At 74.9% G+C, this 25756-nt stretch carries 4 protein-coding genes; 1 reads left to right on the forward strand and 3 read right to left on the reverse strand.

Translation table 11 applies throughout. The annotated features are described in order from the left end of the window. The first annotated feature begins 41 nt into the window (after positions 1 to 41). The gene (locus ACU436_RS03585) at positions 42 to 1007 is read left to right on the forward strand and encodes a ketopantoate reductase family protein (RefSeq protein ID WP_459021550.1); all 966 of its coding nucleotides are present in this window, start codon (positions 42 to 44) and stop codon (positions 1005 to 1007) included. On the opposite strand, the gene ACU436_RS03590 is transcribed toward ACU436_RS03585, so the two are convergent. Genes ACU436_RS03590 through ACU436_RS03600 form a run of 3 tightly spaced genes read right to left on the reverse strand, consistent with a single transcriptional unit; the run spans position 983 to position 25749 of the window. Next, positions 983 to 1945: a methionyl-tRNA formyltransferase gene (locus ACU436_RS03590; RefSeq protein WP_459021552.1), complete on the reverse strand. Its 963-nt coding sequence runs from the start codon at positions 1943 to 1945 to the stop codon at positions 983 to 985. The genes ACU436_RS03585 and ACU436_RS03590 overlap by 25 nt on opposite strands. A 12-nt stretch (positions 1946 to 1957) precedes the next feature. Continuing rightward, positions 1958 to 2182, reverse strand: coding sequence for an MbtH family protein (locus ACU436_RS03595; protein WP_459021554.1), 225 nt, complete (start codon positions 2180 to 2182; stop codon positions 1958 to 1960). A 23-nt stretch (positions 2183 to 2205) separates the two neighbouring features. Beyond that, positions 2206 to 25749: a non-ribosomal peptide synthase/polyketide synthase gene (locus ACU436_RS03600; RefSeq protein ID WP_459021556.1), complete on the reverse strand. Its 23544-nt coding sequence runs from the start codon at positions 25747 to 25749 to the stop codon at positions 2206 to 2208. Between the last annotated feature and the right edge of the window lie 7 nt (positions 25750 to 25756).

A 25756-nucleotide genomic window follows, 5' to 3' on the forward strand; every position in this document is an offset into this window, starting at 1 on the left:
ACCACAGGAGTGGTGGGCACGGCGCCTGCGAAGCTGGGCGCATGAGATACGTGGTGATCGGCGCCGGCGCCATCGGCGGCACGATCGGTGGGCGGTTGGCCGAGGCTGGCCGCGAGGTCGTGCTGGTGGCGCGCGGGGCACACCTCGCCGCCCTGCAGGAGTCGGGGCTGCGCCTCGACGACCCGGAGCGCTCGCGCACGCTGCGCCTGCCCGCCGTCGGCGGCGTCGGCGAGGTCGGGTGGCGGGCCGACGACGTCGCCGTGCTCTGCACGAAGACCCAGGACACGGTGGCGGTGCTCGACGAGCTGCACGCCGTGGCGCCGGACGTGCCGGTCGTGTGCGCGCAGAACGGCGTGGCGAACGAGCGCTTCGCGGCCGCCCGGTTCGCCGAGGTCCAGGCGATGTGCGTGATGCTGCCCGCCGCGCACCTCACGCCCGGTCAGGTGGTGGCCTACTCGTTGCCGGTGCCGGGCGGTCTCGACGTCGGCCGATACCCGGAGGGGGTGGACGAGCTCTCCGAGCGCATCGCCGCCGACCTCACGGCGGCCGGTTTCAGCTCCCTGGCCGACCCGGCGGTGATGCAGGCCAAGTACCGCAAGCTGCTCCTCAACCTGGCCAACGCGGCCGAGGCGGCGTGCGGGCCGGGGAGCCCGCGGCTCGGCGAGCTCGCCGCCGCCGCCCGGGACGAGGGCGAGCGCTGCCTGGCCGCGGCCGGCATCGCCGTGCTCCCCGTCGACCAGGAGCGGACGCGGCGCGACGGGCTCATCACCGAGCGGCCCGTGGCCGGCGCGTCGCGGGGCGGCGGTTCCACCTGGCAGAGCCTGCACCGCGCCACCGGGTCGGTCGAGGCGGCCTACCTGAACGGCGAGATCGTCGAGCTCGGCCGCCGCCACGGGATCCCGACGCCGGTCAACTCGCTGCTGCTCGCCACCGTGGCCGGGATGGCCGAGGGTGCGGAACCGCCGGGCAGCCGGGACGCGGCTCAGCTGCTCGCCGCAGCGGGATAGGACGTCAGGTACCCGCCCATGTGCGGGAAGTACTCCGCCGCGTCGTGCTCCCGCCCGTCGTCGGTGCGCACCCGCTCGACCAGGAGGCCACGGCTGCGCCCGCGCCGGGCGGCGGCCCCCGCGACGATCACGACGCCGCTCCCCCGCCGGATCACGATCCGCCCGGGCGTCCCGCCGATCACGTCGTCGGTGACGCGGGCGCGCAGCACCCGCAGCCGCTCACCACGGTGGTAGCAGTAGGCGTTCGGGTACGGGTCGACCTGGGCCCGGACGAGGTTGAAGATGTCGCGTGCCGGCCAGCCCCAGTCGATGCGGTTGTCCTCGTCGCAGCGGCGGTGGAAGTACGAGGCCGCGCCCCGGTCCTGGGGCGTCGGGTCGGTGCGGCCGGTCGCCACCCGCTCCAGTGCCTCGACGGTGATCGGGCCGAACATCGCGAGCGTGCGGTCGAACAGGTCGACGACCGTGTCGCCGTCCGACACCGGGGTGCGCAGCTGCAGGATGATGTCGCCGGCATCGAAGTCGGCGTTCATCATGTGCGCGGTCACGCCGACCTCGGGCTCGTCGTTGATCAGCGCCCAGTTCAGCGGGGCGAACCCGGCGTAGGCGGGCAGCAGCGCGTCGTGGACGTTGACGGTGCCGAGCCGCGGGAGCCCGTACACCTCGGGCGGCAGCCAGGTGCGCCAGTTCGAGACCACCATGGCGTCGGCGGCGGCGCCGGCCACCGCCTCCCGGACCTCGGTGTCCCCGGCGCGGTTGCGGACCAGCAGCGGGATGCCGTGGTCGGCGGCGAGGTCGGCCACGGACTCGTTGAAGATCTTCTCGTAGGCGCTGGCACCGTCCGGATGCGTGACGATCAGCGGCACGTCGTGGCCGGCCGCGAGCACCGCCTCGATCGTGCGCCGGCCCCACGTCATGTACCCGAACACCACAACCCGCATCGCCGTACCCCCTTACCGTCGCGCCTCGTGTTCCATCTCGACCACCAGGCTGCGTGGGCGCATGTCGGACCAGTTGGTCTCGATGTGCTCCAGCACCTCGGGCCGGGGGCCGGGACCGTGGACGGCGGTCCAGCCGGCCGGGATCTCGGCGAACGTCGGCCACAGGGAGTACTGGCCCTCGTCGTTGATCAGGGCGTAGAACTCGCCGCTCTCGTCGTCGAACGGGTTCGTGGACATCCTTTACCGCTCCTCCATGGTCGTCATTCCAGAACTCGGGAGAGCACCGGGAACCACTCCGCGATCGCCGGGGGATCGAGGAGCTCCGAGTGGGCACGGCCGACCTGCACGACCTCGAGGTCGCCGGCGACGAGGGCCCGCCACCGGCGCGACGCCGTGCCGGTGAAACCGTGCTCGGGGACCGTCGCGTCGACGAACAGGACGTCGCTCGCGACGGCCGCGAGCCCGGCGTGCTCGATCATGTGGTCGCCCGCGAGGTAGGTCTGCACGACGCGCGCGATCTGCTCGTCGTCGAGGACCGAGATCGTGCCGCCGCCGGCGCGCAGCACCGCCACCGCGTCGGCCACCGTCATGGCGCCGGCGCGCTCCTCGGGGATCCGGTGCCCGAGCTCGCGCAGCAACCCCTCGATCGCCGCGGATCCGTCCCACCGGTCGAGCTCCCGCTTCCCGTCGGGCAGGTGGGTGTCGAGCATCGCCAGCAGGGCGATCCGCCGCCCCCGGGCGCCGAGCTCGACCGCGACCTGGTGGGCGACCGCGCCGCCGAACGACCAGCCCAGCAGCTGGATCGGCCCCTCCGGCGCCAGGCGCTCCACCTCGTCGGCGTAGCGGAGCGCGGTCGCGGCGAGCGTCCCGGGCGCGGCGTCCGGGTCCTGCAGGCGCGGGGACTGCAGCGCGTAGAGCGGGACGTCGGCCGGCAGGTGCGGCTTCAGCCCGGCGAACTGCCAGCCCAGGCCGCTCGCCGGGTGGACGGCGAACAGGGGCGGTCGCCCGGCCCCCTCGTTCAGCACGAGGACGGGCGCGAGCCCGGCGGCGCCGCCGCCCGCAGCGCCGATCCGGCGAGCCAGGGCCGACACGGTCGGTGTGGCCATCAGCTCGGCCACCGGCAGCTCGACGTCCAGGTCGCGGCGGAGCGCGGTGGCCAGCCGCACCAGCAGCAACGAGTGCCCGCCGAGGACGAAGAAGTCGTCGTCGCGGCCGATGCCGTCCACCCCGAGGACTTCGGCGAAGATCTCGCAGAGCCGCCGTTCCAGGTCGGATGCCGGGGCGGCGCCGCCGACCGCGGCCCCAGGCGCCGGGAGCGCGCCGCGGTCGATCTTCCCGTTGGGGGTCTGCGGCAGCGCGTCGAGCACGGTGACGACCGACGGGACCATGTAGCCGGGCAGCCGCGCGGCCGCCGCTTCCCGGGCGACCTCCGCGACGCCGGGCTCGGCCTCGAGGTAGGCGACGATCCGGTCCTGGTGCACGGCCGCCGCGGCGCGCCGCACCCGCGGGACGGACTCGAGCACGGTCTCGATCTCCGCGAGCTCGATGCGGAAGCCGCGAACCTTGACCTGGTGGTCGCTGCGCCCCAGGTACTCCAGGCAACCGTCCGGTGTCCAGCGGACCAGGTCACCGGTGCGGTACACCCTGGCGCCGCTCCGGGACGGGTCGGCGACGAACCGGGAGGCGGACAGCGCAGGCCGGTTCAGGTAGCCCCTGGCCACCTGGGGCCCGCCGAGGTACAGCTCGCCGACCACGCCGGGCGGCACCGGCCGCAACGCCGCGTCCAGCACGTGGGCGGTGGTGCCGGCCATCGGACGCCCGATCCCCGGATCCCGGGCCACGTCGGCGCTCGTCGCCCAGACGGTGACCTCGGTCGGGCCGTACATGTTGATCAGCCCGGCCGCACGCCGCCCGAGCGATGTGGCCAGCCGCGCCGGCAGCGCCTCGCCGCCGACCAGCGCCCGCACCCCGGACAGGTCGGGGTCGGCGGCGTCCAGCAGCGCGGTCCAGAGCGACGGCGTCGCCTGCACGGCGGTGACCGACTCGGACCGGAGCACCTCGGCGAGCAGGTGCGGGTCCCGGACCTGCTCGGATGACGCGAGCACGACGCACGCCCCGCGGGAGAGCGGCAGCATGAGCTCGAGCACGGCGATGTCGAAGGAGAGCGTGGTGACCGCGAGCAGCCGGTCGTCGGCCGTGAGCGGCAGGGTGTCCCGCGCGGCCGCCAGGAAGTGCGCCAGGTCGTCGTGCGTCACCACGACGCCCTTGGGGCGGCCGGTCGAACCGGACGTGTAGATCACGTACGCGGCGGCCGCGGGATCCGGTTCGCGCGGGGCGATCGGGTCGCCGCCGAGCTCGCCGACGGTCACCAGCCCGGCTGCGCACCCCTCGAACAACCCGCGGGTCCCGGCGTCGACGAGCACCACGGCGGGCGCGGCGTCCGAGACCATGTACCGCAGCCGGGCCGCGGGGAACCCCGGGTCCAGGGGTAGGAACGCGGCACCGGCCTTCGCGATCCCGACGAGCGCGACGATCATGTCGGCCGACCGGGGCAGGGCCACGCCCACGACCGTCTCCGGCCCGGCACCGCGCGCCGCGAGGCCCGCGGCGACCGCGTCCGATGCGGCGTCGAGGTCGGCGTAGGACAGCGTCCCGGAGTACGACGGCGCAGCGCCGGAGCGGACGGCCGGCGCGTCCGGAGTGCGCGCGGCAAGGTCGGCGAACCGCCGGAACCACGCGGGCCCCGGGGAAGGCTCGGCACCCCGCGACCAGCGGGCGATCGCCTGCGCGTCGTCGGCGGTCAGGACGTCGAGGGTCGGGTACGGGGCGTCGGGGTCGGCGAGCGCGCTGCGCAGGAGCACCTCGAAGCGTTCCACCACCGACCGCGCCGTCCCCGCCGTGCAGCGGGATGCGTCGTACTCGACGGACAGCTCCACCGGTCGCCCCGCCCCGGCGTCGACGACGGTGAAGGTGAGGTCCACCTTCGGGTCGGCGGTGCAGGCCGGCGCCTCCCCGGTGGGGAGGCCGAACAGCTCGTCACCCCCCTCGGGCCTGCGGTGGTAGCCGAGCATCACCTGGAACAGCGGGTTGCGGCCGGGCACCCGCACCGGGTTCACCGCCTCCACCACCTGCTGGAAGGGCAGGTCGGCGTGCTCGAGCGCGGCCAGCCCGGTCTCCCGCACGCGGTCGAGGAGCTGCCGGAACGACGGCGCGCCGGTGAGGTCGGTGCGGACGACGACCGTGTTGACGAAGAAGCCGACCAGCTCGTCGAGCGCCGCGTCACCCCGTCCGGAGACCGGGCTGCCGACCGGGATGTCGGTGCCCGCGCCCAGCCGCGACAGCAGCATCGCGAGCGTGGCGTGCAGGGCGAGGAACATGCTCGACGACGACGCGCGCGCCTGCTCCCGCAGCCGGTCCCCGAGCTCGGCGTCGAGCCGGACCGAGACGGTCCCGCCTCCCGTCGCCCCGGTCGCGACGGCGGGCAGCACCGGCTCCTGGGGGACGCCGGCGAGCTGCCGCGCCCAGAAGTCACGCTGGCGGCTGCACCGGCTGCCGGGGTCGTCGGCTGCGCCCAGGAAGTCGCGGTGCCACAGCGCGTAGTCGGCGTACTGCACCGGCAGCGGGGCGAGCGCGGGCGCCGCGCCGGCCCGGCGGGCGCGGTAGGCGGCGTCCAGGTCGGCGAGCAGCGGCCGGTCCGACCACTCGTCGACGGCGATGTGGTGCAGCACGAGCGCGACCACCGTGTCGCCGGTGTCGCGCTCGCGGACCAGCGTGGCGCGCACCGGGATCTCCGACGACAGCGCGAACGGCCGTGCGACCGCGGCGGCCACGATCGCCTCGGTCTCCGCCGCGAGGGCGTCCCGGACCTGGACCTCCGGCACCGCGTGCTCGAGGATCCGCTGCTCGGGGCCCACTAGCGTCCGCAGCACCTCGTGCCGGCCGGCGACGTCGGTCAGCGCCGCGGTGAACGCCTCGGCGTCGACCGCACCCCGCACCCGCACCAGCAGCGGGTAGTTGTAGGCCACCGACTCCGGGGCGAGCTCGTGCAGCAGCCACAGCCGCTCCTGCGCGGGCGAGAGCGGCAGCCGTCCCGGGCGCGGCCGCCGGACCACCCGCGTCCGCGCCGGGGTGGCGCCGCCGTCGAGCACGGCGGCCAGCCGTTCCGGTGTGGGGTGGTCGAACAGCTGCCGCAGGGAGACGTCGGCGCCCAGCTCCTCCCGGACCCGGCCGATCAGGCGGGTCGCGAGCAGCGAGTGGCCGCCGTGCTCGAAGAAGTCGTCCTCGACGCCGAAGGCGTCCTCGCCGAGGGCCGCCGCGAAGATCGCGCACAGCGCGCTCTCGGCGGCGGTCCGCGCCTCGCGGCTGCTCACCGAGACCGTGCGCGGTGCGGGCAGCGCCGCCGTGTCGAGCTTGCCGTTGACGGTCAGCGGCAGCGCGTCGACCACCGCGTACGCGCTGGGCACCAGGTAGCCGGGCATCCGCTCCCGCAGGTGCCGGCGCACCCCTTCGACCAGCCGCTCGGGGTCCACCGCGGGCTCGGCCGGGATCAGGTAGGCGACGAGCCGCCTGCCGCCGGAGCCGTCGCCCGCCGCGAGCACGGCGCTGCGCCGCACGCCGGGGGCCGCGGTCGCGTTCGCCTCGATCTCGCCGAGCTCGACCCGGTGGCCGCGGATCTTCACCTGGTCGTCGGTGCGGCCGAGGAAGTCGATGTTGCCGTCCGGCCGGACCCGCACCAGGTCGCCGGTGCGGTACATCCGGGTACCGGAGCCGTGCGGGTCGGCGACGAACCGCTCCGCGGTGAGCGCGGGCCGGTTCAGGTAGCCGCGCGCCATGCCGACGCCCGCGATGTACAGCTCCCCCGCCACACCGGCGGGCACCGGGCGCAGCCACTCGTCCAGCACGAGGGCACGGGTGTTCCAGATCGGGGTGCCCACGGTGGCGGTGCGGCTGTCGGTGGTGCCGCCGCCGAGGGTGTTGATCGTGTACTCGGTGGGGCCGTACAGGTTGTAGCCGAGCACGCCGTCGGCGTCGCGCAGGGTGGCCCAGAGGCTCTCCGGGACCGCCTCGCCGCCGAGGAGCACGAGCGCGGGCCGGTGCCCGTCGAGCAGGCCCACCTCGACCAGGTGCTGGGCGTACGTCGGGGTCACGTTCACCACGTCGATCCGGTGCCGGTCGCAGTACTCCACCAGTGCACGCGCGTCGCGGCGCAGGTCCTCGTCGCAGACGTGCACGTGGTGGCCCTCCACCAGCCACAACAGCTCCTCCCACGACATGTCGAAGGAGAACGACACGGTGTGGGCGATCCGCAGCCCGCGGCCGGCGGCGGCGACCGTCGGCCCGAAGATCGCCTCCCGGTGGTTGAGCAGCATGTTCGTCAGCCCGCGGTACGGGGTGACGACGCCCTTCGGCCGTCCCGTGGAGCCGGAGGTGTAGATGACGTAGGCCGGGTGGTCGAGCCGGGTGGGACCGAACCCTGTGTGAGGGGCGTCCGACAAGTCGTCGGAGTCGACGCGGATCATCGGAACGTCGCACGCCGCCAGGCGCGGCGCCACGGCCGTCGTGGTGAGCAGCAGCGCCGGGGCCGCGTCGTCGACGATCGTGCGCAGGCGCTCGTCGGGGTGGTCCAGCTCCAGCGGCAGGTAGGCCGCGCCCGCGCGGAGCACCGCGAACAGCGCCACCACCATCTCGGTCGACCGGGGCAGCGCGAGCGCGACGATCGTCTCGGGCCCGGCGCCGCGCGCGACCAGCAGCCGGGCCACGCGGGAGACCGCGCCGTCCAGCTCCCGGTAGGTGAGCGTGGTCGCGCCGAAGGTCAGCGCGGGGGCGTCCGGTGTCGCGAGCGCCTGCCGCGCCAGCATCTCGGCGATCGTCAGGTCCTCGACCGGGTGCTCGCGGGCGGCGTCCGCCGCCTCCCGGGCCGCCATCTCTGCGGGGAGCAGCACCGGCAACGCGGCGATCGGGGTGCCGGGGTCGTCGGCGAGGCCGTGCAGCAGCCGCTCCAGCCGCGTGAGCAGCGCGGTCGCCTCCGCCTCGCCGACGACGTCCGGCCGGTACTCGAGCTTCACCCACAGCCGCCTGCCGGGCATCACCACCCAGGTCAGCGGGTAGTGGGTGGCGTCGACGCTGCGCACCCCGACGATCCCGTTGCGGGTCTCGAGGTCGGAGAAGGTGTCGTCGCCGAGGAAGTTCTGCAGGACGTAGAGGCTGTCGAAGAGCGGGCCGCGGCCCGCCGCCCGCTGGATGTCGCCGAGCCCGACGTACTCGTGCGGCATCGCGTCGAGCCGGTGCCGCTGCACGGCCTGCATCGCCTGCGCCGGCGTCGCCGCCGGGTCGAGGCGGATGCGGGCGGGCACGGTGTTCAGGAAGACGCCGACGACGTCGTCGATGTCGTCGAGCTCGGTGGGCCGGCCGGCCACCGTGGTGCCGAGGACGACGTCGCTGCTGCCGGACGCGTGGCCCAGCACCACCGCCAGCGCCGTGCTGACCAGCGCGTTCATCGTGACGCCCGCGGCCCGGACCCGCTCGGTGAGCCGGGCGGTGACCTCCTCGGGGATCTCGACGGAGATCCGCCGCGCCAGCACCGGCTCGGTGCCGGCGGCCTGCGGGTACAGCAGGGTGGGCGCGGGCAGGTCGGCGAACGCCTCCCGCCAGAACTCGGTGGACGCCCCGGCGTCCTGGCGCCGCAGCCAGTCGAGGTAGTCGGCGAAGCTCCCCCGCGGGGGCCGGAGGGTCTCCCCCCGGTAGGCGTCGAAGAGCTGGGTGAGCACCAGCTCCCGCGACCAGCCGTCCCACAGCAGCAGGTGGTAGGTGAACAGCAGGTGGTCCCGCCCGTCCCGGCCGTGGATCACGGTGAGCCGGGCCAGCGGCGGTTCGCTCAGGTCGAAGGGCGTCCGTCGGTCGGCATCGCTGATCTCGGTGAGCCGGCGCTGCGCCGCCTCCGCGTCGAGGTGCGACAGGTCGATCTCGGTCATCCGGCACCGCAGCCCGGCGCCGACGAACGCCACGGCGCGCCCGTCGCCGATGGTGCCGAAGCACATCCGCGTCGCGGCATTGGCGGCGAGCACCTGCTCGTAGGCGGCGGCGAGCCGGCCGGCGTCGAGCCTGCGGTCGAAGTCGAACACGTTCTGCGCGATGTAGACGTCGCTGTCGGCGGCCAGCTCGGCCTGGAAGTAGATCCCCTCCTGCAGGGGGGACAACGGCCAGACGTCCTCCACCTCGGCCGTCGCCGACGCCGTCCCGCGGTGCAGGTCCCGCAGCGCGGCGGCGAAGGCGTCCCGCAGGTCGCCGAGCGCGCCGTCGTCGAGCCACCCGTCGGCGTAGGTCAGCACCACCTCCAGCTCGGGACCGCCCGCGGTGTCCTCGCAGTAGGCGTTGACCTCCAGCAGGTACGGGGTGCCCAGGTCCGGCGCGGGGCTCACGCGCAGCGCCCCGCGCTCCGGCGCCGCGTCCCAGGCGCCGGAGCCGGGCGCACCGAAGCGCCCCAGGTAGTTGAACAACACCTGCGGCTGCCCCAGCCGGGCCAGCGCCGCCGCGGTGCGGGCGTTGCAGTAGCGCAGCAGCCCGAAACCGCAGCCGCCGTCGGGCGCGGCGCGCAGCCGGTCGCGCACCTCGCCGATGCGGCCGAGCGGCTCGCCGGTGCCCGCCGGCAACCGGACGGGGGCGATCGAGGTGAACCAGCCGACCGTGCGCGAGAGGTCGACGTCCCGCCCGAGGTCCTCGCGCCCGTGCCGCTCCACGTCGATCGCGAGGTCCCCATCGGCGAGGCCCCGCCCCTCGCGCCACCGCGAGACGGCCGCCCGCAGGGCCGTCACCAGCGTCTCGGTGACGTCGGCGCGTGCCGCGGCGGGCACGGTGGTCAGCAGCGGCAGCGTCTCGTCGGCCGTGAGCCGGAACCGGTGCTCCCGGGTGTCGCCGACGGTGCGGGCCCCGACCTGGGCCGGGTCGAGCTCGGCTCCCGGGGCGAGCACCTGGCTCCAGTGCGGGAACTCGGCCAGCCTGCCGTCCTGCGCGGACGCCTCGTTGAGCAGCCGGGCGTAGGTCCGCAGGGACGTGGCGACGGGTTCGGGCGCGCCGCCCTCCCACGCCGCCCGCAGGTCGTCGAGCAGGATGCGCCACGAGACGCCGTCGACGGCGAGGTGGTGGACGACCAGGAGCAGGCGGCCGGGTTCCTCCCCGCGGTCGAAGAACACCGCGGCGACCATCCGGCCCTCGTCCGGACGCAGCCGGTTCGCGGCGGCGTCCGACTCGACGCCCAGCAGCTCCTCGAAAGCGGCCGGGTCGAGCCCGCGCGCGTCCACGACCGTGAACACGCCGTCGGGCAGCTCCCGCACGGTCTCCAGCGCCCAGAGCATCGGCGCCGGCCGGGACAGGCGCAGGCGCAGCGCGTCGTGCCGGCGCAGCAGCGCGGTGACGACCGCGCCGACCCGCTCGGCCGCCGCACCGGGCGGCGTGAGCAGCAGCTCGGACTGGTTGAACCGGTCGATGCTCCCGCCCAGCTCGGCCAGGCGGTGCACGATCGGCGTCAGCATCACCGAGCCGATCGCGTCCGGGTCCTCATCCGGTGCGGCGGGTGCGATGGGCTCACCCAGCGCCGCGAGCGCCGCCGGTGTCCGGTGGGTGAACACCTCCCGCGGGGTCACCCGCAGCCCGAGCCGCTTCATCCGGTTGACGAGCTGCAGGGCGATGATGCTGTCGCCGCCGAGGGTGAAGAAGTCCGCGTCGACGCCGGCAACCCCGACGCCGAGGATCTCGCCGAACAGCGCGGCCAGTGCCTCGGCCGAGACACCCGGGGGCGCCGGTTCGGCCGGTGCCGCGGCAGGCTCGGCGATGGCGGGCAGGGCGTCGCGGTCGAGCTTCCCGTTGATCGTCAACGGCAGGCCGTCCACGACCACGAAGACGGCCGGCACCATGTGCGCGGGCAGCTCCGCCGCGGCGTGCCGGCGCGCCGCGTCGACGTCCACGGCGCGGCCGACGAGGTGCGCCACCAGGCGCGGCCGCCCCTGCGCGTCGCGCTGCACGCTCACGGCCGCACCGTCGACGTCGTCCCGATCGAGCAGCGCCGCCTCGACCTCCCCGGGTTCGATGCGGAACCCGCGCAGCTTCAGCTGGTGGTCCGACCGGCCCAGGTAGACCAGCTCTCCGGTCTCGGTGAACCGGGCGAGGTCGCCGCTGCGGTAGAGCCGCTGCCCGTCGGGACCGGCGACGAACCGGGTCGCGGTGAGGCCCGGGCGGTCGAGGTAGCCGCGGGCAAGCTGCCCACCGGCGACGTAGACCTCGCCGGTGACGCCGGGCGGCACCGGCTGCAGGTACCGGTCGAGCACGTGCACCGCCAGGCCCGCGAGCGGCACCCCGATCACGCTGTCGGCGCGCGTCGTGTCGTCAGGGGTCAGCGGCCGGACGGTGACGTGCACGCAGGTCTCGGTGATCCCGTACATGTTCACGAGCGCGATGTCGCGGTGGCGTTCGTACCAGGGTGCGAGCCTGCGCAGATCCAGGGCCTCGCCACCGAAGACGACGTACCGCAGCGTGAGCGGCGCCGTGCTCCGCCGGTCGGCAGCGATCAGCGAGTAGAAGGCCGAGGGCGTCTGGTTGAGGACGGTGACGCCCTCGTCGGACAGCAGCGCCCGGAACCGCTCGGGGTCGCGGGCGACGTCGTGGTCGACGACGACGAGGCGACCCCCGTGCAGCAGCGGGCCCCAGATCTCCCACACCGAGAAGTCGAAGGCGTAGGAGTGGAACAGCGTCCACACGTCGTCGGGGCCGAAGTCGAAGTCGGCCTCCGCGCCGGCGAACAAGGCGGTCACGCAGCGGTGCGGCACCGCGACGCCCTTGGGCCGGCCGGTGGAGCCGGACGTGTAGATGACGTAGGCGTCCGCGGCCGCGTGCCCGCCCACGCGCACCGGACCGGCCGCGCCCGCCGGTTCGTCCAGCACCACGGTGGCCGGGCCGCCCTCGGGCAGCACGTGGGCCGTCTCCCCCACGGCGAGCACGCAGTCCGGCGCGGAGTCGTCCAGGATGTAGGCGATGCGGGTCGCCGGCGAGGTCGGGTCGATCGGCACGTAGCAGCCGCCCGCCTTGAGCACGCCGACCACCGCGACGATCAGGTCGGCCGACCGGGGCAGCACCACCGCCACCCGCGAGCCGGGCCGCACCCCCTGCGCCACGAGCCGGTGCGCCAGCGCGTCGGACCGCGCGTCGAGCTCGGCGTAGGTCAGCTCGGTGCGCCGGTCGCGCACGGCGACGGCGTCCGGGCGGTCCCGGGCGACCTGGGCGAACCGATCCGCCAGGGTGCGATCGTCGCCGTGCGGGAGGCCGCGGGAGACCGAGGGCTCCGCGCCCACCCGGAGCCCGGCGACCGGGACCGCCGGGTCCTCGGCGAACTGCTGGAGGAACAGCGCCATCTGCTCGACGAGCCGCCGGGCGAACCCCTCCTCGACGAGCCCGGTGTCGTAGGTGATCTTGAGGCGCAGCCGCTCGTCCGGGTGCACGACGAGCGCCACCGGGTAGTGCGCGGCGTCGGTGCCGTCGATCCACTCGGCCGTCGGCAGCCCGTCCTCCGGTTCCGGCGACCCGGTCACCGCGAAGTTCTCGACGACGACGATCGTGTCGAACAGCTCGCCCACCCCGGCGATCCGCGCCAGCTCCACCAGCCCGACGTGCTGGTGGTCGAGCACCGCGAGCTGCCGGTCCTGCAGCCGCGCGAAGAGCTGCCCGAGCGGTTCGCCCGCCGCCCACGCCATCGGCACGGGCACGGTGTTGATCATCGGGCCGACGATCGACTCGATACCGGCCGTCGTCTCCGCCCGGCCCGACACCGTGGAACCGAACACCACGCGTTCCCGGCCGAGCGTGCGGCCCAGCAGCAGCCCCCATGCACCGTGCAGGACGGTGGACAGGGTCACCCCGGCGGCGCGCGCCCGGTCGGCGAGCCGCGCCGTGGCCCCGGCCGACAGCTCGTGCTGCACGTCGGCGTGCGAGGCGACCTCGGCCCCCCGCGGGGCGTCGACCAGCTTGGTGGGCCCGTCGACGCCCGCGAGCGCCTCGGTCCACACCTCCCGCGACGCGGCCGGGTCCCGGCCGGCGAGCCGGGCGACGTGGTCGGCGAAGGTCACGGCGGGCGCCGGCAGGTCGGCCCGCCCGGTCCGCACGAGCTGGCGGTAGGCGGCCATGACGTCGTCGAACATCAGCGGGTAGGACCAGCCGTCGGCCAGCAGGTGGTGCATGGTCTGGACGAGGCGGTGCCGGTCGTCGTCGAGGCTCACCAGCGTGTAGCGCAGCAGCGGCGGCGCCGCGAGGTCGAAGACGGTGCGGAAGCGCTCGGCCGCGATCTCGGCGAAGCCGGTCGGCCGGTCGACGACCTCCCAGCCCACGGCGACGTCGTTCGCGATGACCTGCACGACCCGGCCGTCCGCGAGCTCCCGGAACCCGGCTCGGAGCACCGGGTGCCGCGCCACCATCGCCTCCACCGCGCGGCGCAGCAGGTCCGGGTCGACCGCGCCGCGCAGTTCGAGGACGTGCTGGATCACGTACGGGTCGCGCTCGCCCGCCTGCACGGAGTGGAAGTACATGCCCTGCTGCAGCGGCAGCAGCGGGAGCACGTCGGCGGGGCCGCCGGGGACCGATGCGTCCAGCTCGTCGACGTCGTCCTGCGTCATCGGGACGAGCGGGAAGTCCGACGGCGTGTGCCCGGTCAGCACGGCGGACCCGGCGACGGCGCGCAGCGCCTGCTCCCACAGCGCGGCGAGCCGCTCGACCTCGGCCCGGGACATGATCCCCGTCGGCCAGGTCAGCATCGCGGAGAACTCGGGGCCGGCCGCGGTGTCGTGCGCGATCGCGTTCACCGACAGGGCCCGGACCTCGGAGCCGGGGTCGACGCCCTCGCCGAGCGCGTCGTAGTCGGCGACCGGCTCCCAGTCGGCCTCGGCACCCGCGCCGAACCGGCCGAGGTAGTTGAACAGGATCTGCGGCTCGACGTCCGGCAGGTCGACGGCCCCGTCGAGGTCGTTCAGCACGCCGTACCCGATGCCGCGGGCGGGCACCCGCAGCTGCTCCTTCACGGCCTTGACGGCGCGGACGAGCGCCGGCCCACCGGCGACGACGTCGTCCCACCCGGGCGCGCCGGGGTCGAGGCGCACCGGGTGCAGGGAGGTGAACCACCCGACGGTCCGCGACAGGTCCAGCGGGCCGCCGGACTCGAACGGGTCGGGCTCGCGGCCGTGCCCTTCGAGGCTGAGCAGCACCGCCGACGAACCGGCCCGGCGCCAGTGCGCCACCGCGAGCCCGAACGCGCCCAGCAGCACGTCGTTGATCCCGCCGAAGATCGCGGCCGGCGCCGTGGACAGCAGCGGTCCGGTGACGTCGGCGGGCAGGCGCAGCGTCACGGTGTCGGTGGTCGCGGCGACGTCGACCGTCGGGTCGAGGGGCCGGGAGCCGAGATCCGGGTCCGGCGTGCCCGCGATGTCGTGCCAGTAGCCGGCCTCGCCGCGGAACCGGCCGCGGTCGGCGGCCGACCGCATCCGCCGCGCCCAGGTGCGGAAGGAGGTGGCGACCTCGTCCAGCCGCGGCTCCCGCCCGGCCCGGACCGCCGACCAGGCCTGGGCGAGGTCGGCGGTGAGGATGCGCCAGGAAACGCCGTCGACCACGAGGTGGTGCACGACGAGCAGCAGGCAGCCCGCGCCGGACCCGTCCGGGAACCAGTGGGCCCGCACCATCCGGCCGCGGCGCGCGTCCAGTGCGGCCGCCGCCGCCCGGGTGGCCGCCGCCATCTCCTCCGGGGAGGGCCGGCCGGTGCGCTCGGTGACCTCCAGCAGCGCAGCGACGTCCGTGGCGCCGGGTTCCGGCACCTCCAGGTGCCAGGGGCCCTCGCCCTCGACCCGGGCCCGCAGCAGGTCGTGCCGCTCCAGGATCGCGCCCAGCACCGTCTCCAGCTCGGCCCGGCTCATGCCGGCCGGCGTGCGGACCACCATGGACTGGTAGAAGCTCTCGAGCGGCATCCGCTCGAACGCCGCGAGGATCGGCGTGTTCGGCACGGCGCCCACGCCCACGTCGCGCACCTCGCGCGGCCGCTCGACCGCGACGGCCAGGCCCGCGGCCATCGCGTGCACGGTCCGCTTGCGGAAGACGTCGCGGGGCGCGAGGTCGAGGCCTGCTTTCCGGGCCCGCCCGCACAGCGTGATCGAGGAGATGCTGTCGCCGCCGAGGGTGAAGAAGTCCTCGTCGACCCCGACCTCTTCCACGCCGACGACCGACGCGACGATCCCGGCGAGCACCCGTTCCGCCTCGGTGCTCGGCGCCCGGCCGGCCCGGCGCGCCACCGGCCGCGGCTCGGGCAGCGCCGCGGCGTCGAGCTTGCCGTTGACGGTCAGCGGCAGGTCGTCGACCACCCCGTACAGCGTCGGGACCATGTAGTCGGGCAGCACCGTGGCGAGCGCCGCCTGCAGCGCCGACGGCAGCTCGTCCCGGTCGGTCCCGGCGTCGGGCACGACGTAGGCGGCGAGCCGCTTCTCGGCGCGGACGACCACCGCGACCCGCCGCACCCCGGGCTGCCCGGCGAGCACCGACTCGATCTCGCCGAGCTCCACGCGGTAGCCGCGGATCTTGACCTGGTCGTCGGTGCGGCCGAGGAAGTCGAGGTTGCCGTCCGGGCGGCGGCGCACCAGGTCGCCGGTGCGGTACATGCGCCCGCCGGGCGTCCACGGGTCGGCGACGAACCGCTCCGCGGTGAGCGCGGGCCGGTGCAGGTAGCCGCGCGCCAGCCCGGCGCCGGCGATGTAGAGCTCCCCCACCACCCCGACGTCGACGGGCCGCAGCCAGCCGTCGAGCACGTGGGCGCGCGTGTTGAAGATCGGGTGCCCGACCGTGGACGTGGCGCTCTCTCCTGTGCCCGCGCCGAGGGTGTTGATCGTGTACTCGGTGGGGCCGTACAGGTTGTAGCCCAACGAGTCGCTCTCGCGCAGCGCGGTCCACAGGCTGTCGGGCACCGCCTCGCCGCCGAGCAGCATCAACGCGAGGGGGTGCCGGGTGACCAGGCCCTCCTCCATGAGGACCTGGGCGTAGGTGGGCGTCACGTTCACGACGTCGATCCCGTGGCGGCGGCAGTACCCGACGAGCGCCCGCGCGTCGCGGCGCAGCTCCTCGTCGCAGATGTGCACCTCGTGCCCCTCGACGAGCCAGAGCAGCTCCTCCCAGGACATGTCGAAGGAGAACGACACGGTGTGCGCGATCCGCAGCCGCCTGCCCCCGGCCGCCGCGACCGTCGGGTCGAAGATCTCCCTGCGGTGGTTGAGCTGCATGTTCGTCAGCCCGCGGTACGGCGTGACCACGCCCTTGGGGCGCCCGGTGGAGCCCGAGGTGTAGATGACGTACGCGGGGTGGTCCAGGCAGCCCGGCACGACGGGCGGGGCCGTCCCGGGGTATCCCGACAGGTCGAGGCCGTCGAGGTCCGTGACGGGGCCGGCGAACCGCGACGACACGGCCGAGGTCGAGAGCACCACCATCGGCCGGGCGTCGGCGATCATGCCGGCCAGCCGCTCGTCCGGGTACTCCAGGTCCAGGGGCAGGTAGGCCGCGCCGGTCCGCAGCACCGCGAACAGCGCCACGACCATGTCGACGGACCGCGGGAGGGCGAGGCCCACGATGCGTTCGGGCGCGGCACCGGCGGCCAGCAGGTGGTGCGCCAGCCGGTTGACGCGGGCGTCGAGCTCCGCGTACGTGAGCCGGGTGTCGCCGACGACCAGCGCGGTCTCGGCCGGGACGGCCGCGGCGCGCTCGGCGAGCAGGTCGGCGATGGTCTCCGTCCCGACGGGCTGGACGGCCTTCTCCCACTCGGCGCGCAGGGCCGCGCCGTCCGCAGGGGTCAGCAGGGACAGCTCGCCGACCGGCTGCGCGAGGTCGCGGGCCAGCTGCAGCAGCAACTGCTCGAGCCGGGCGAGCAGGGCCGCCGCGGTCTCCGGCGGGACCACGTCGCCGCGGTGCTCGAGCTTGATCCACAGCCGCTCGCCCGGGTAGACCACCCAGGTCAGCGGGTAGTGGGTCGAGTCGACGCCGGCCGCCGACAGGATCCCGTGCTCGGACTCGAGGTCGGTGAACGTCTCGTCGTCGACGAAGTTCTGCAGCACGTAGAGGTTGTCGAACAGCTGCCCCCGGCCGACGGCGCGCTGGACGTCGCCGAGGCCGAGGTACTCGTGGGGCATCATCGCGACGCGCTGCTCGTGCAGGGCACGCACGGCGTCGGCCGCGGTGGCGCGCGGGTCCACGTGCACGCGGGCCGGGATGGTGTTGAGGAAGACACCCACCACCGACTCGATGCCCTCGACCTCGGTGGGGCGCCCGGCCACGGTCATGCCGAACACCACGTCGTCGGTGCCGGCGGCGTGGCCGAGCACCAGCCCGAGCGCGGTGCCCACGACGGAGTTCAGGGTGACGCCGATCGCGCGCGCCTGCGCGGACAGGCGTGCGGTGTCCTCCGGGCTGAGCTCCACCGACATCCGGGTGGCGATCACCGGGTCCGTGCCGACGGCCTCGGGGAAGAGGATGGTCGGATCCGCGAGGTCGGCGAAGGCCTCCGACCAGGCGGCCGCCGCGGCGGCGTCGTCCTGCTCGGCCAGCCAGGCCAGGTAGTCGGGGAACTGCGCGCGCGCCGGCGCCGGCGGCGCGGCCCCGCGGCGCACCGCCGCGTAGGCGCCGAACAGCCTGCGCAGCACGAGCTCGCGCGACCAGCCGTCCCAGAGCAGGAGGTGGCGGGTGAGCAGCAGCCGGTCCCCGCCCCGCCGGTCCGAGGCGTCGTCAGCGCTGCCGCCGCGCAGCACCGTCAGCCGCAGCAGCGGCGGGCACGCGAGGTCGAACGGGGTGCGCCGGTCCGCGGCCATGACCGCCTCGGTGCGCTCGGCCCGCTCCTCCGCCGTCAGCGCGGACAGGTCGACCTCGGTCACGGACGGCGTGAGGCCGGCCGCGACGACGGCGACCGGGCGGTCGAGCCCGGTGTCGGTGAAGCCCAGCCGCAGCGCGGAGTTCTGCTCCAGCAGCAGCGAGCACGCCTCGGTCAGCGCGTCGACGTCGAGCCGGGAGTCGAAGTCGAACGCGTCCTGCGCCAGGTACACGTCCCCCTCGCCCGCGATGCGGGCCTGGAAGAACAGGCCCTCCTGCAGGGGCGACAGCGGCCAGATGTCGGCGACCGGCCCCGGGGTGGCGGCCTCGATCGCCTCCACGTCGTCCGGGGAGAGCGCGACGAGCGGGAAGTCCGACGGGGTGTGCCCGTGCAGCTCGGCGCACCCGGCGAGCGCGTGCAGGACCTCGACCCACAGCGCCGCCAGCTCGCCGACCTCGTCCGCGCCGAGGATCCCGGCCGGCCAGGTCAGGGTCGCCGAGCCGTCCCCCAGCACGTTGATCTCGAGCGCGTCGACCGGCGAGCGCGGGTCGAGCCCCGACCCGACGGTGGTGAAGCCCCAGTCGTCGTCGGCGCCGTCGGTGGTGCGGCCGCGATGGTTGAACACGATCTGCGGGGTGACCGCGGGCAGCTCGGCGCCGTCGCCGAGGTACCGCAGGACGCCGTGGCCGATGCCGGCCGACGGGACCCGCAGCTGCTCCTTGACGACCTTGGCCGCGCGGGCCAGCTGCGCGCCATCGGTCCACGTCACCTCGCCCGGGTCGAGCCGCACCGGGTAGATGCTGGTGAACGAGCCGATGGTCCGGGACAGGTCGATGTGCCGCCCGAAGAGGTCGCCCTCCCGGCCGTGCCCCTTCACCCGCAGCAGCACTGCTGAGCCGGCGTCCACCCCGCGGCGGCGCCGCCACCGCCGCAGCGCGAGGGCGAACCCGGTGAGCAGGATGTCGTCGACCCGGCCGTGGACCGCCCGGGCAAGGTCCCCGAACACCTCGGGGGGCAGGTCGACGGCGAGGGTGTCGGTGGTCGCGTCCACGTCGACGTCCGGGTCGAGGGCGCGGTGGCCGAGGACCGGGTCGGGGGTGCTGAGCACCTCGCGCCAGTACCCGAGCTCGGCGCGGAAGTCTGCGTCTCGCAGGACCTGCGACCACGTTCGGTACGAGGTTCCCACGGGCTCCAGCTCGGGCTCGCGCCCCGCGGCCACCGCCTCCCAGGCGGCGGCGAGATCGGCGGTGAGGATGCGCCAGGACACCCCGTCGACGACGAGGTGGTGCGCGACCAGCAGCAGCCGCCCCGCCTCCGGAAGTTCAGGAAAGCCACATTCATGTACTGCAGGTTCATGAATGTGGCTTTCCTGAACCTGGGGGCGGGGCGGGAACCAGTGTGCGCGCAGCATGATCCCGCGCCGCGCGTCGAGCAGGGCGGCGGCGTCGCGAGTGGCGCGCCCGACCGCCTCGGGCGACGGGACGACCGCGCTCTCGGTTGTCGGGACCGACGCACCCGTGGCTTCGGGCACGGTGATCGTCCAGTCGGGGCCGACCACTGCCCGCAGCAGCGGATGCCGGTCGACGACCGCCGCCAGGATGCGGTCGAGATCGGCGCGGGTCAGCGCCGCGGGCGTGCGCACCAGCATCGACTGGAAGAAGTTGTCGAGGGGGATGCCGTCCGCCGCGACCTCCGCCATGACCGGCGTGAGCGGCACCGGCCCGACGCCGTCGTCCGCCTCCCGGGCCGGCTCGACCTCCTCGCCGAGGCCTGCGGCCAGCGCCTGCACGGTGCGCAGCCGGAAGATGTCGCGTGGCGTGATCCGCATCCCGGCACGGCGGGCCCGGCCCGACACCGCGATCGAGGTGATGCTGTCGCCGCCGAGGGCGAAGAAGTCGTCGTCGATGCCCACCCGGTCCAGCCGCAGCGCGGCGGCGAACAGGTCGCAGAGCCGCTCCTCCCGCCCGGTGCGCGGGCGGCGGTCGGACACGAGGCCGCCGAAGTCCGGGTCCGGCAGCGCCGCGCGGTCGAGCTTGCCGTTCGGGGTCAGCGGGAACGCGTCGAGCGCCACCACGATCGCGGGCACCATGTGCTCCGGCAGGACCCGCGACACCCGCTCCCGCAACGAGTCCGGATCGGCCGACCCGACCACGTACGCGACGAGCCGGCCGTCCCGCACGACCACCACCGCGCGCGTGACGTCCCCGGCGGCGACGAGCGCGGCCTCGATCTCCCCCGGCTCGATCCGGAAGCCGCGCACCTGCACCTGGTGGTCGCTGCGCCCGAGGATCTCCAGCACACCGGTGTCGTCCCAGCGGGCGAGGTCGCCGCTGCGGTACATCCGCTCGCCGGGGACGAACGGGTCGGCGACGAACCGTTCCGCGGTCAGCCCCGGCCGGTTGAGGTAGCCGTACGCGAGCTGGACGCCGGCGATGTACAGCTCGCCCGCGGCGCCGGGGGGCACCGGTCGCAGCGCGGCGTCGAGCACGCGGAGCCGGGTGTTGGCGACGGGCCGCCCGACCGGCACCGACCGCCCCACCGGTCGCTCCGCGGTGTTCCACGCGGTGACGTCGATGGCCGCCTCGGTGGGGCCGTAGACGTTGTGCAGTTCCGCGGCGCGCAGTTCGACGATGGAGTCGAACCGGGCGACGACGTCCGCGGGGAGCGCCTCCCCGCCGCAGATCACGCGCCGCAGCGAGGTGCACCCGCGCACGGCCGGCTCCTCGAGGAAGACCGCGAACATCGAGGGCACGAACTGGGCGGTGGTGATCCGGTGGGTCTGGATCAGCTCCGCGAGGTAGGCGGCGTCCTTGTGCCCCTCCGGCCTCGCGATCACCATCGTGGCCCCGGACAGCAACGGCCAGAACAGCTCCCGCAGCGACGCGTCGAAGCTGGACGGGGTCTTGAGCAGGGTGGGCTCGCCCGGCTCCAGCCGGTAGGTCTCCTGCATCCAGGACAGGAAGTTGGCCGCGGCACCGTGCGGCACCACGACGCCCTTCGGCCGCCCGGTGGAGCCGGAGGTGTAGATGACGTACGCGGGGTCGGCCGGTGAGACCGGCACGTCGGGGTTCGAGGGGTCCCCGTCGGTGGGGACCGTCGCGGGATCGTCGATCACGTGGGCGGGCGCGGCGTCGTCGAGCATGAAGGCGACCCGCTCGGCGGGATAGCCGGGATCGACCGGGAGGTAGGCCGCCCCCGCCTTGTGCACCGCGTACAGCGCGACGATCAGCTCCACCGAGCGCTCCAGCACGACGGCGACCACCGACCCGCGCGTGACGCCCTGCGCGATCAGGCTGTGCGCCAGCCGGTTCGCGCGCGCGTTCAGCTCGCCGTAGCTGATGGACGCACCCTCGAACACCACGGCGGTGGTCTCGGGGGTGCGCGCCGCCCAGTGCTCGAAACGACTGCGCAGGGTCGGCGCCCCGAGGTCGTGCGCCGTGTCGTTGAACGCGTCGAGCACCAGCGCGCGCTCGTCCGGGTGTACCAGCTCCAGCCGGCCGACCCGGATGCCGGGATCGGCGACGAGCTGGTCGAGGACCTGCGTGACCTGCCGCAGGAGCCGGCGGGCCCGACCCTCCTCCACCAGGCCGACGTCGTACTTGACCTGGAGCAGCAGCCGCTCGCCCGGGAAGGCGACCATCGACACCGGGTAGTGCGAGAAGGTGGTGGAGGTGAACCCGCGCACCGAAAGGCCCTCGTCCGCCGGGGCGTAGACCTCGGGGAAGTTCTCGACGATCACGAGCGTGTCGAACAGCGTGCGCAGGTTGCGTGACCGCGTCAGCTCGGCGAGCCCCGCGTGCTGGTGGTCGAGCACCGCGGTCTGCTCGTCCTGCAGGCGGCGCACCACGGCGCCGACCGGCTCGTCCTTCGCCCACGACATCGGCACCGGCACCGTGTTGATCAGCAGCCCGACCACGGAGTCCACCCCGGGCACGGGGCTCCCGGCCCGCCCGGACACGGTGGACCCGAAGGCGACGGCGTCCTCGCCGAGGGTGCCGCCGAGCACCAGCCCCCAGGCGGCGTGCAGCGCCGTGCTGAGGGTGACGCCCAGGTCGCGCGCGACGCCGGCCAGCGCCGCCGTCTGCTCCGCCGAGAGCTCCCCTGCGACGATGCGGTGCTCGCCTACGGCCGCGCCCGGGTCGGCGTCGACGAGCAGGGTCGGCTCGTCGACACCGGCGAGGGCGTGGGCCCACACCGCCTCGGTCTCCTGCGCGTCGGCGGCCGCGATGGCGGCGATGTGCTGTCCCAGCGCCACCGCGGGCAGGCCGCGCAGCGTGCCACGGTAGGCGTCGACGACGTCGTTGAACATCAACGGGTACGACCAGCCGTCGGCGATGATGTGGTGCATGGTCTGCACCAGCCGGTGCTCGGTGGGCGTCAGCGACACCACGCTGTAGCGCAGCAACGGCGGCTCGGCCAGCACGAAGGGGCGGGCCCGGTCGGCCGCGGCCACCCGTTCCAGCTCGGCAAGGGCGTCGGCGCCGGGGCGGTCGCTGAGATCGACCACCCGCCAGTCGAGGTCGACGCGCCCGCGGACGACCTGCACGATCCGCCCGTCCGCGAGGTCGCGGAACCCGGCGCGCAGCGCGGGATGGCGCTCGACCATCGCGGCGATCGCCTCCCGCAGCGCGCCCGCGTCGAGCGGGCCGGAGAGCTCGGCGACCTGCTGGATGCGGTAGGTGTCGACCGACTCGTCGTCGTAGCCGGCGTGGAAGTACATCCCCTGCTGCAGGGGCAGCAGCGGCAACACGTCCGCCACGTCGGGAACCTCGCGTTCCAGCTCCGCCACGTCGGACGGAGCCAGCTCGACGAGCGGGAAGTCCGACGGCGTGAACCCGGCGACCGACCCGTCGGTGGCGATCTCCCCGAGCAGCCGCAGCCAACGCTCGGCCAGCGCCCGGACCTCGGCCTCGTCGAGCACCGCGGCCGGCCAGCTGAAGCGGGCCGACAGCACCGGGCCGCCGGCGGTGTCGACGGTGATCGCGTTGACCTCGAGCGCCCGCGGCAGCGGCATCCGCGGGTCGCGGTCCTCGCCGACCTCGGAGTCCGCCGCGAACCGGCCGAGGTAGTTGAACAGCAGCGCGGGCGCCACGGCGAGATCGGCGTGGCCCGCGAGGTAGCGCAAGGCGCCGTAGCTCAGCCCGCCCTCGGGGACGGCGCGCAGCTGCTCCTTGACCCCCTTCACCACGGCGGCCAGACGGCCGGAGGGGACGTCGAGGGCAACCGGGTAGAGCGTGGTGAACCAGCCGACGGTGCGAGAGAGGTCGATGTCCCCGGGCAGCTCCTCGGCCTCCCGGCCGTGGCCCTCCATCTCCAGCACGAGCCGGGAGCCGCCCCGCCCCTGGACGACGGCGAGGGCCAGCGCCGCCACCAGCGCGTCGTTCACGCCGCCGTGGATCGCCGCCGGCACCGTGCCGAGCAGTGGTTCGGTGAGCGCGCTCGGCAGCGTCACGGTGAGCGCCCGCTCGGTGGCGACGGTGTCGACGCCCGCGTCCAGCGGCCGGCGGCCGATCGGCGGGTTCGGGGCGGCCGCGGTCTCCCGCCAGAAGGCGAGGTCGTCGTCGAACGCCCCTGCCCGCGCGGCGCCGGCGAGCGCCAGCGCCCATTCGCGGAAGGAGGCCGACCGGTCGAGGGGGCGGCCCGCGTACAGCGCCTCCAGGTCCTCGGCCAGGATGCGCAGCGAGACGCCGTCCACCACCACGTGGTGGACGACCAGGACCAGCCGGCCCGGCAGCGCACCGCGGTCCAGCCACACGAACTCGACCATCCGGCCGGAAGCGGCGTCCAGCCGGGCCGCGGCGGACGCGGTCTCCCGGCGCACGCGCTCATCGACCGGGTCGTCGGCGCCCAGCCGGACGTGCGTGATCGCCGGCTCCGGGACGTCGGCGGGCACCCGGACCGCCGGGCGGCCGTCGGCGCCGGTCGCGACCACCGCGCGGAGCACGTCGTGGTGGCCCAGGAGCGCCGAGGCCAGCTCGGTGAGCCGGTCGGGGGTGAGCCCGGCCGGGCCGGGCACGGTGATGGACTGGTAGAAGCCGGCCGACGGCCCGGTCTCCCAGAGCCACTCGATCACGGGGGTGGCCGGTAGCCCGCCCACCGGCTCGACGGCCGTGGTGGCAGGGGTCCCGACCTCACCGGCGGCCAGCGCCAGCGCCGCCGGGGTGCGCAGCGCGAACACCTCGCGCGGCCGCACGGCGAGCCCGGCCCGCCGCGCCCGGCCGACCACGCCGATCGCGACGATGCTGTCGCCGCCGAGGGTGAAGAAGTCCTCGTCGGCGCCGACCTCGGGCAGCCCGAGCACCTCGGCGAAGATCCCGCACAGTGTGCGCTCGCGCGGGGTGCGCGGCGCCCGCCCGGCGTCCCGGTCGTCCCGGCGGCGCGGTTCGGGGAGGGCCCGCCGGTCCACCTTGCCGTTCGGCGTCAGCGGGAACGCGTCCAGCACGGTGACGGTGCTGGGCACCATGTACTCCGGCAGCCGGTCGGTGCACCAGCGGCGCAGCTCATCCTCCGCCACGCCGGGGGCGGCGAGCGCGTAGCCGGCCAGGTACTTCGCGCCCGCGGCGTTCTCCCGCGCCACCACGACGGCCTGCCGGACCTCCGGGTGGCCGGCCAGCGCGGCCTCGACCTCCTCCAGCTCGAGGCGCATGCCGCGGATCTTCACCTGGTTGTCGGCGCGGCCGAGGAACTCCAGCGACCCGTCCTCGTGCCACCGCGCCAGGTCACCGGTGCGGTAGAGGCGCGAGCCGTCGCCGGCGAACGGGTTCGCGACGAACCGGGCGGCCGTCAGGCCCGGGGCGTTGACGTAGCCGCGGCCGAGCAGGAACCCGGCCGCGTACAGCTCGCCGCCTGCACCGACCGGCACCGGGCGCAGGTCCTCGTCGAGCACGTAGAGCTGGGTGCTCGGGTTGGGCCGCCCGATCGACGTGGCGATCCGCTCGGCGTCGTCGCGGTAGATCACGTGGGAGACGCCGATCGTGGCCTCGGCCGGGCCGTAACCGTGGTACAGCGTGGTGCCCAGCTGGCGGCGGAACCGCTCGAACAGCTCCGGCGTCAATACTTCGCCGCCGCACCACACGTGCGTGAGCCCGTCGAGCTTCGCGGTGCCGCGCGCCATCTCCAGCAGCACGTCGAGCATCGAGGAGACGAGGTAGACGAACGTGACGCCCTCGGTGGCGATCAGGTCGAGGAGATACTGCGGGTCGCGGTCGCCGCCGGGCTCGGCGACCACCACGTAGCCCCCGGAGACGAGCGGCAGCAGGATCTCGTTGACCGAGATGTCGAACGACAGCGGCGCCTTGAACAGCGCGGCGTCGCCCGGCCCGAAGCGCAGGATCTTCTCGACCTGCCACTGCAGGCGGTTGCAGATCGCCTCGTGCCGGATCATGGCGCCTTTGGGCCGGCCGGTCGACCCGGAGGTGAACATCACGTAGGCGAGCCGGCCCGGCTCGATGGCCACGGCGGGCGGCCGGGGCGAGAGCGCCGCGTAGGCCCACGCGTCGAGGTCGACCACGGCTTCCGGCACGATCGGCGCGCTCTGGGGGGCCGCGGTCAGCATCAGCACCGCGCCGGCGTCGCCGAGCACCTGCTTGCGGCGCTCCTGCGGCCACTCCGGGTCGACGGGCACGAAGGCGCCACCGGCGACCATGATCGCCAGCACCGAGACGACCATCTCCGCCGACCGCGGCAGGTGGACCGCGACGACCTGCTCGGCGGTGAGTCCCCGCTCCAGGAGGTGGTGCGCGAGCTGGTCGACCCGCTCGGCCAGCTCGCTGTAGGTGAGCTGCCGGGCACCGGCGACCAGCGCGAGCGCGTCGGGGTGCTCCTGCACCGCCCGGGCGAACATCGCGGCGACGGTGGTGGTGTTCGAGGGCGGGGTCGTGTCGTTCCACCCGGCGAGCGCCTCGAGTCGTTCGACCAGGGTGTCGCGCTCGATGGTCATACCTCTC

This window comes from Pseudonocardia wallangbongensis, from assembly GCF_054486945.1.

What these genes read in the sequence shown, in the direction of transcription:
- ACU436_RS03585 (WP_459021550.1), top strand. Translation starts at nt 42, where the DNA reads ATGAGATACGTGGTGATCGGCGCCGGCGCCATCGGCGGCACGATCGGT.
- ACU436_RS03590 (WP_459021552.1), bottom strand. Translation starts at nt 1,945, where the DNA reads ATGCGGGTTGTGGTGTTCGGGTACATGACGTGGGGCCGGCGCACGATC.
- ACU436_RS03595 (WP_459021554.1), bottom strand. Translation starts at nt 2,182, where the DNA reads ATGTCCACGAACCCGTTCGACGACGAGAGCGGCGAGTTCTACGCCCTG.
- ACU436_RS03600 (WP_459021556.1), bottom strand. Translation starts at nt 25,749, where the DNA reads ATGACCATCGAGCGCGACACCCTGGTCGAACGACTCGAGGCGCTCGCC.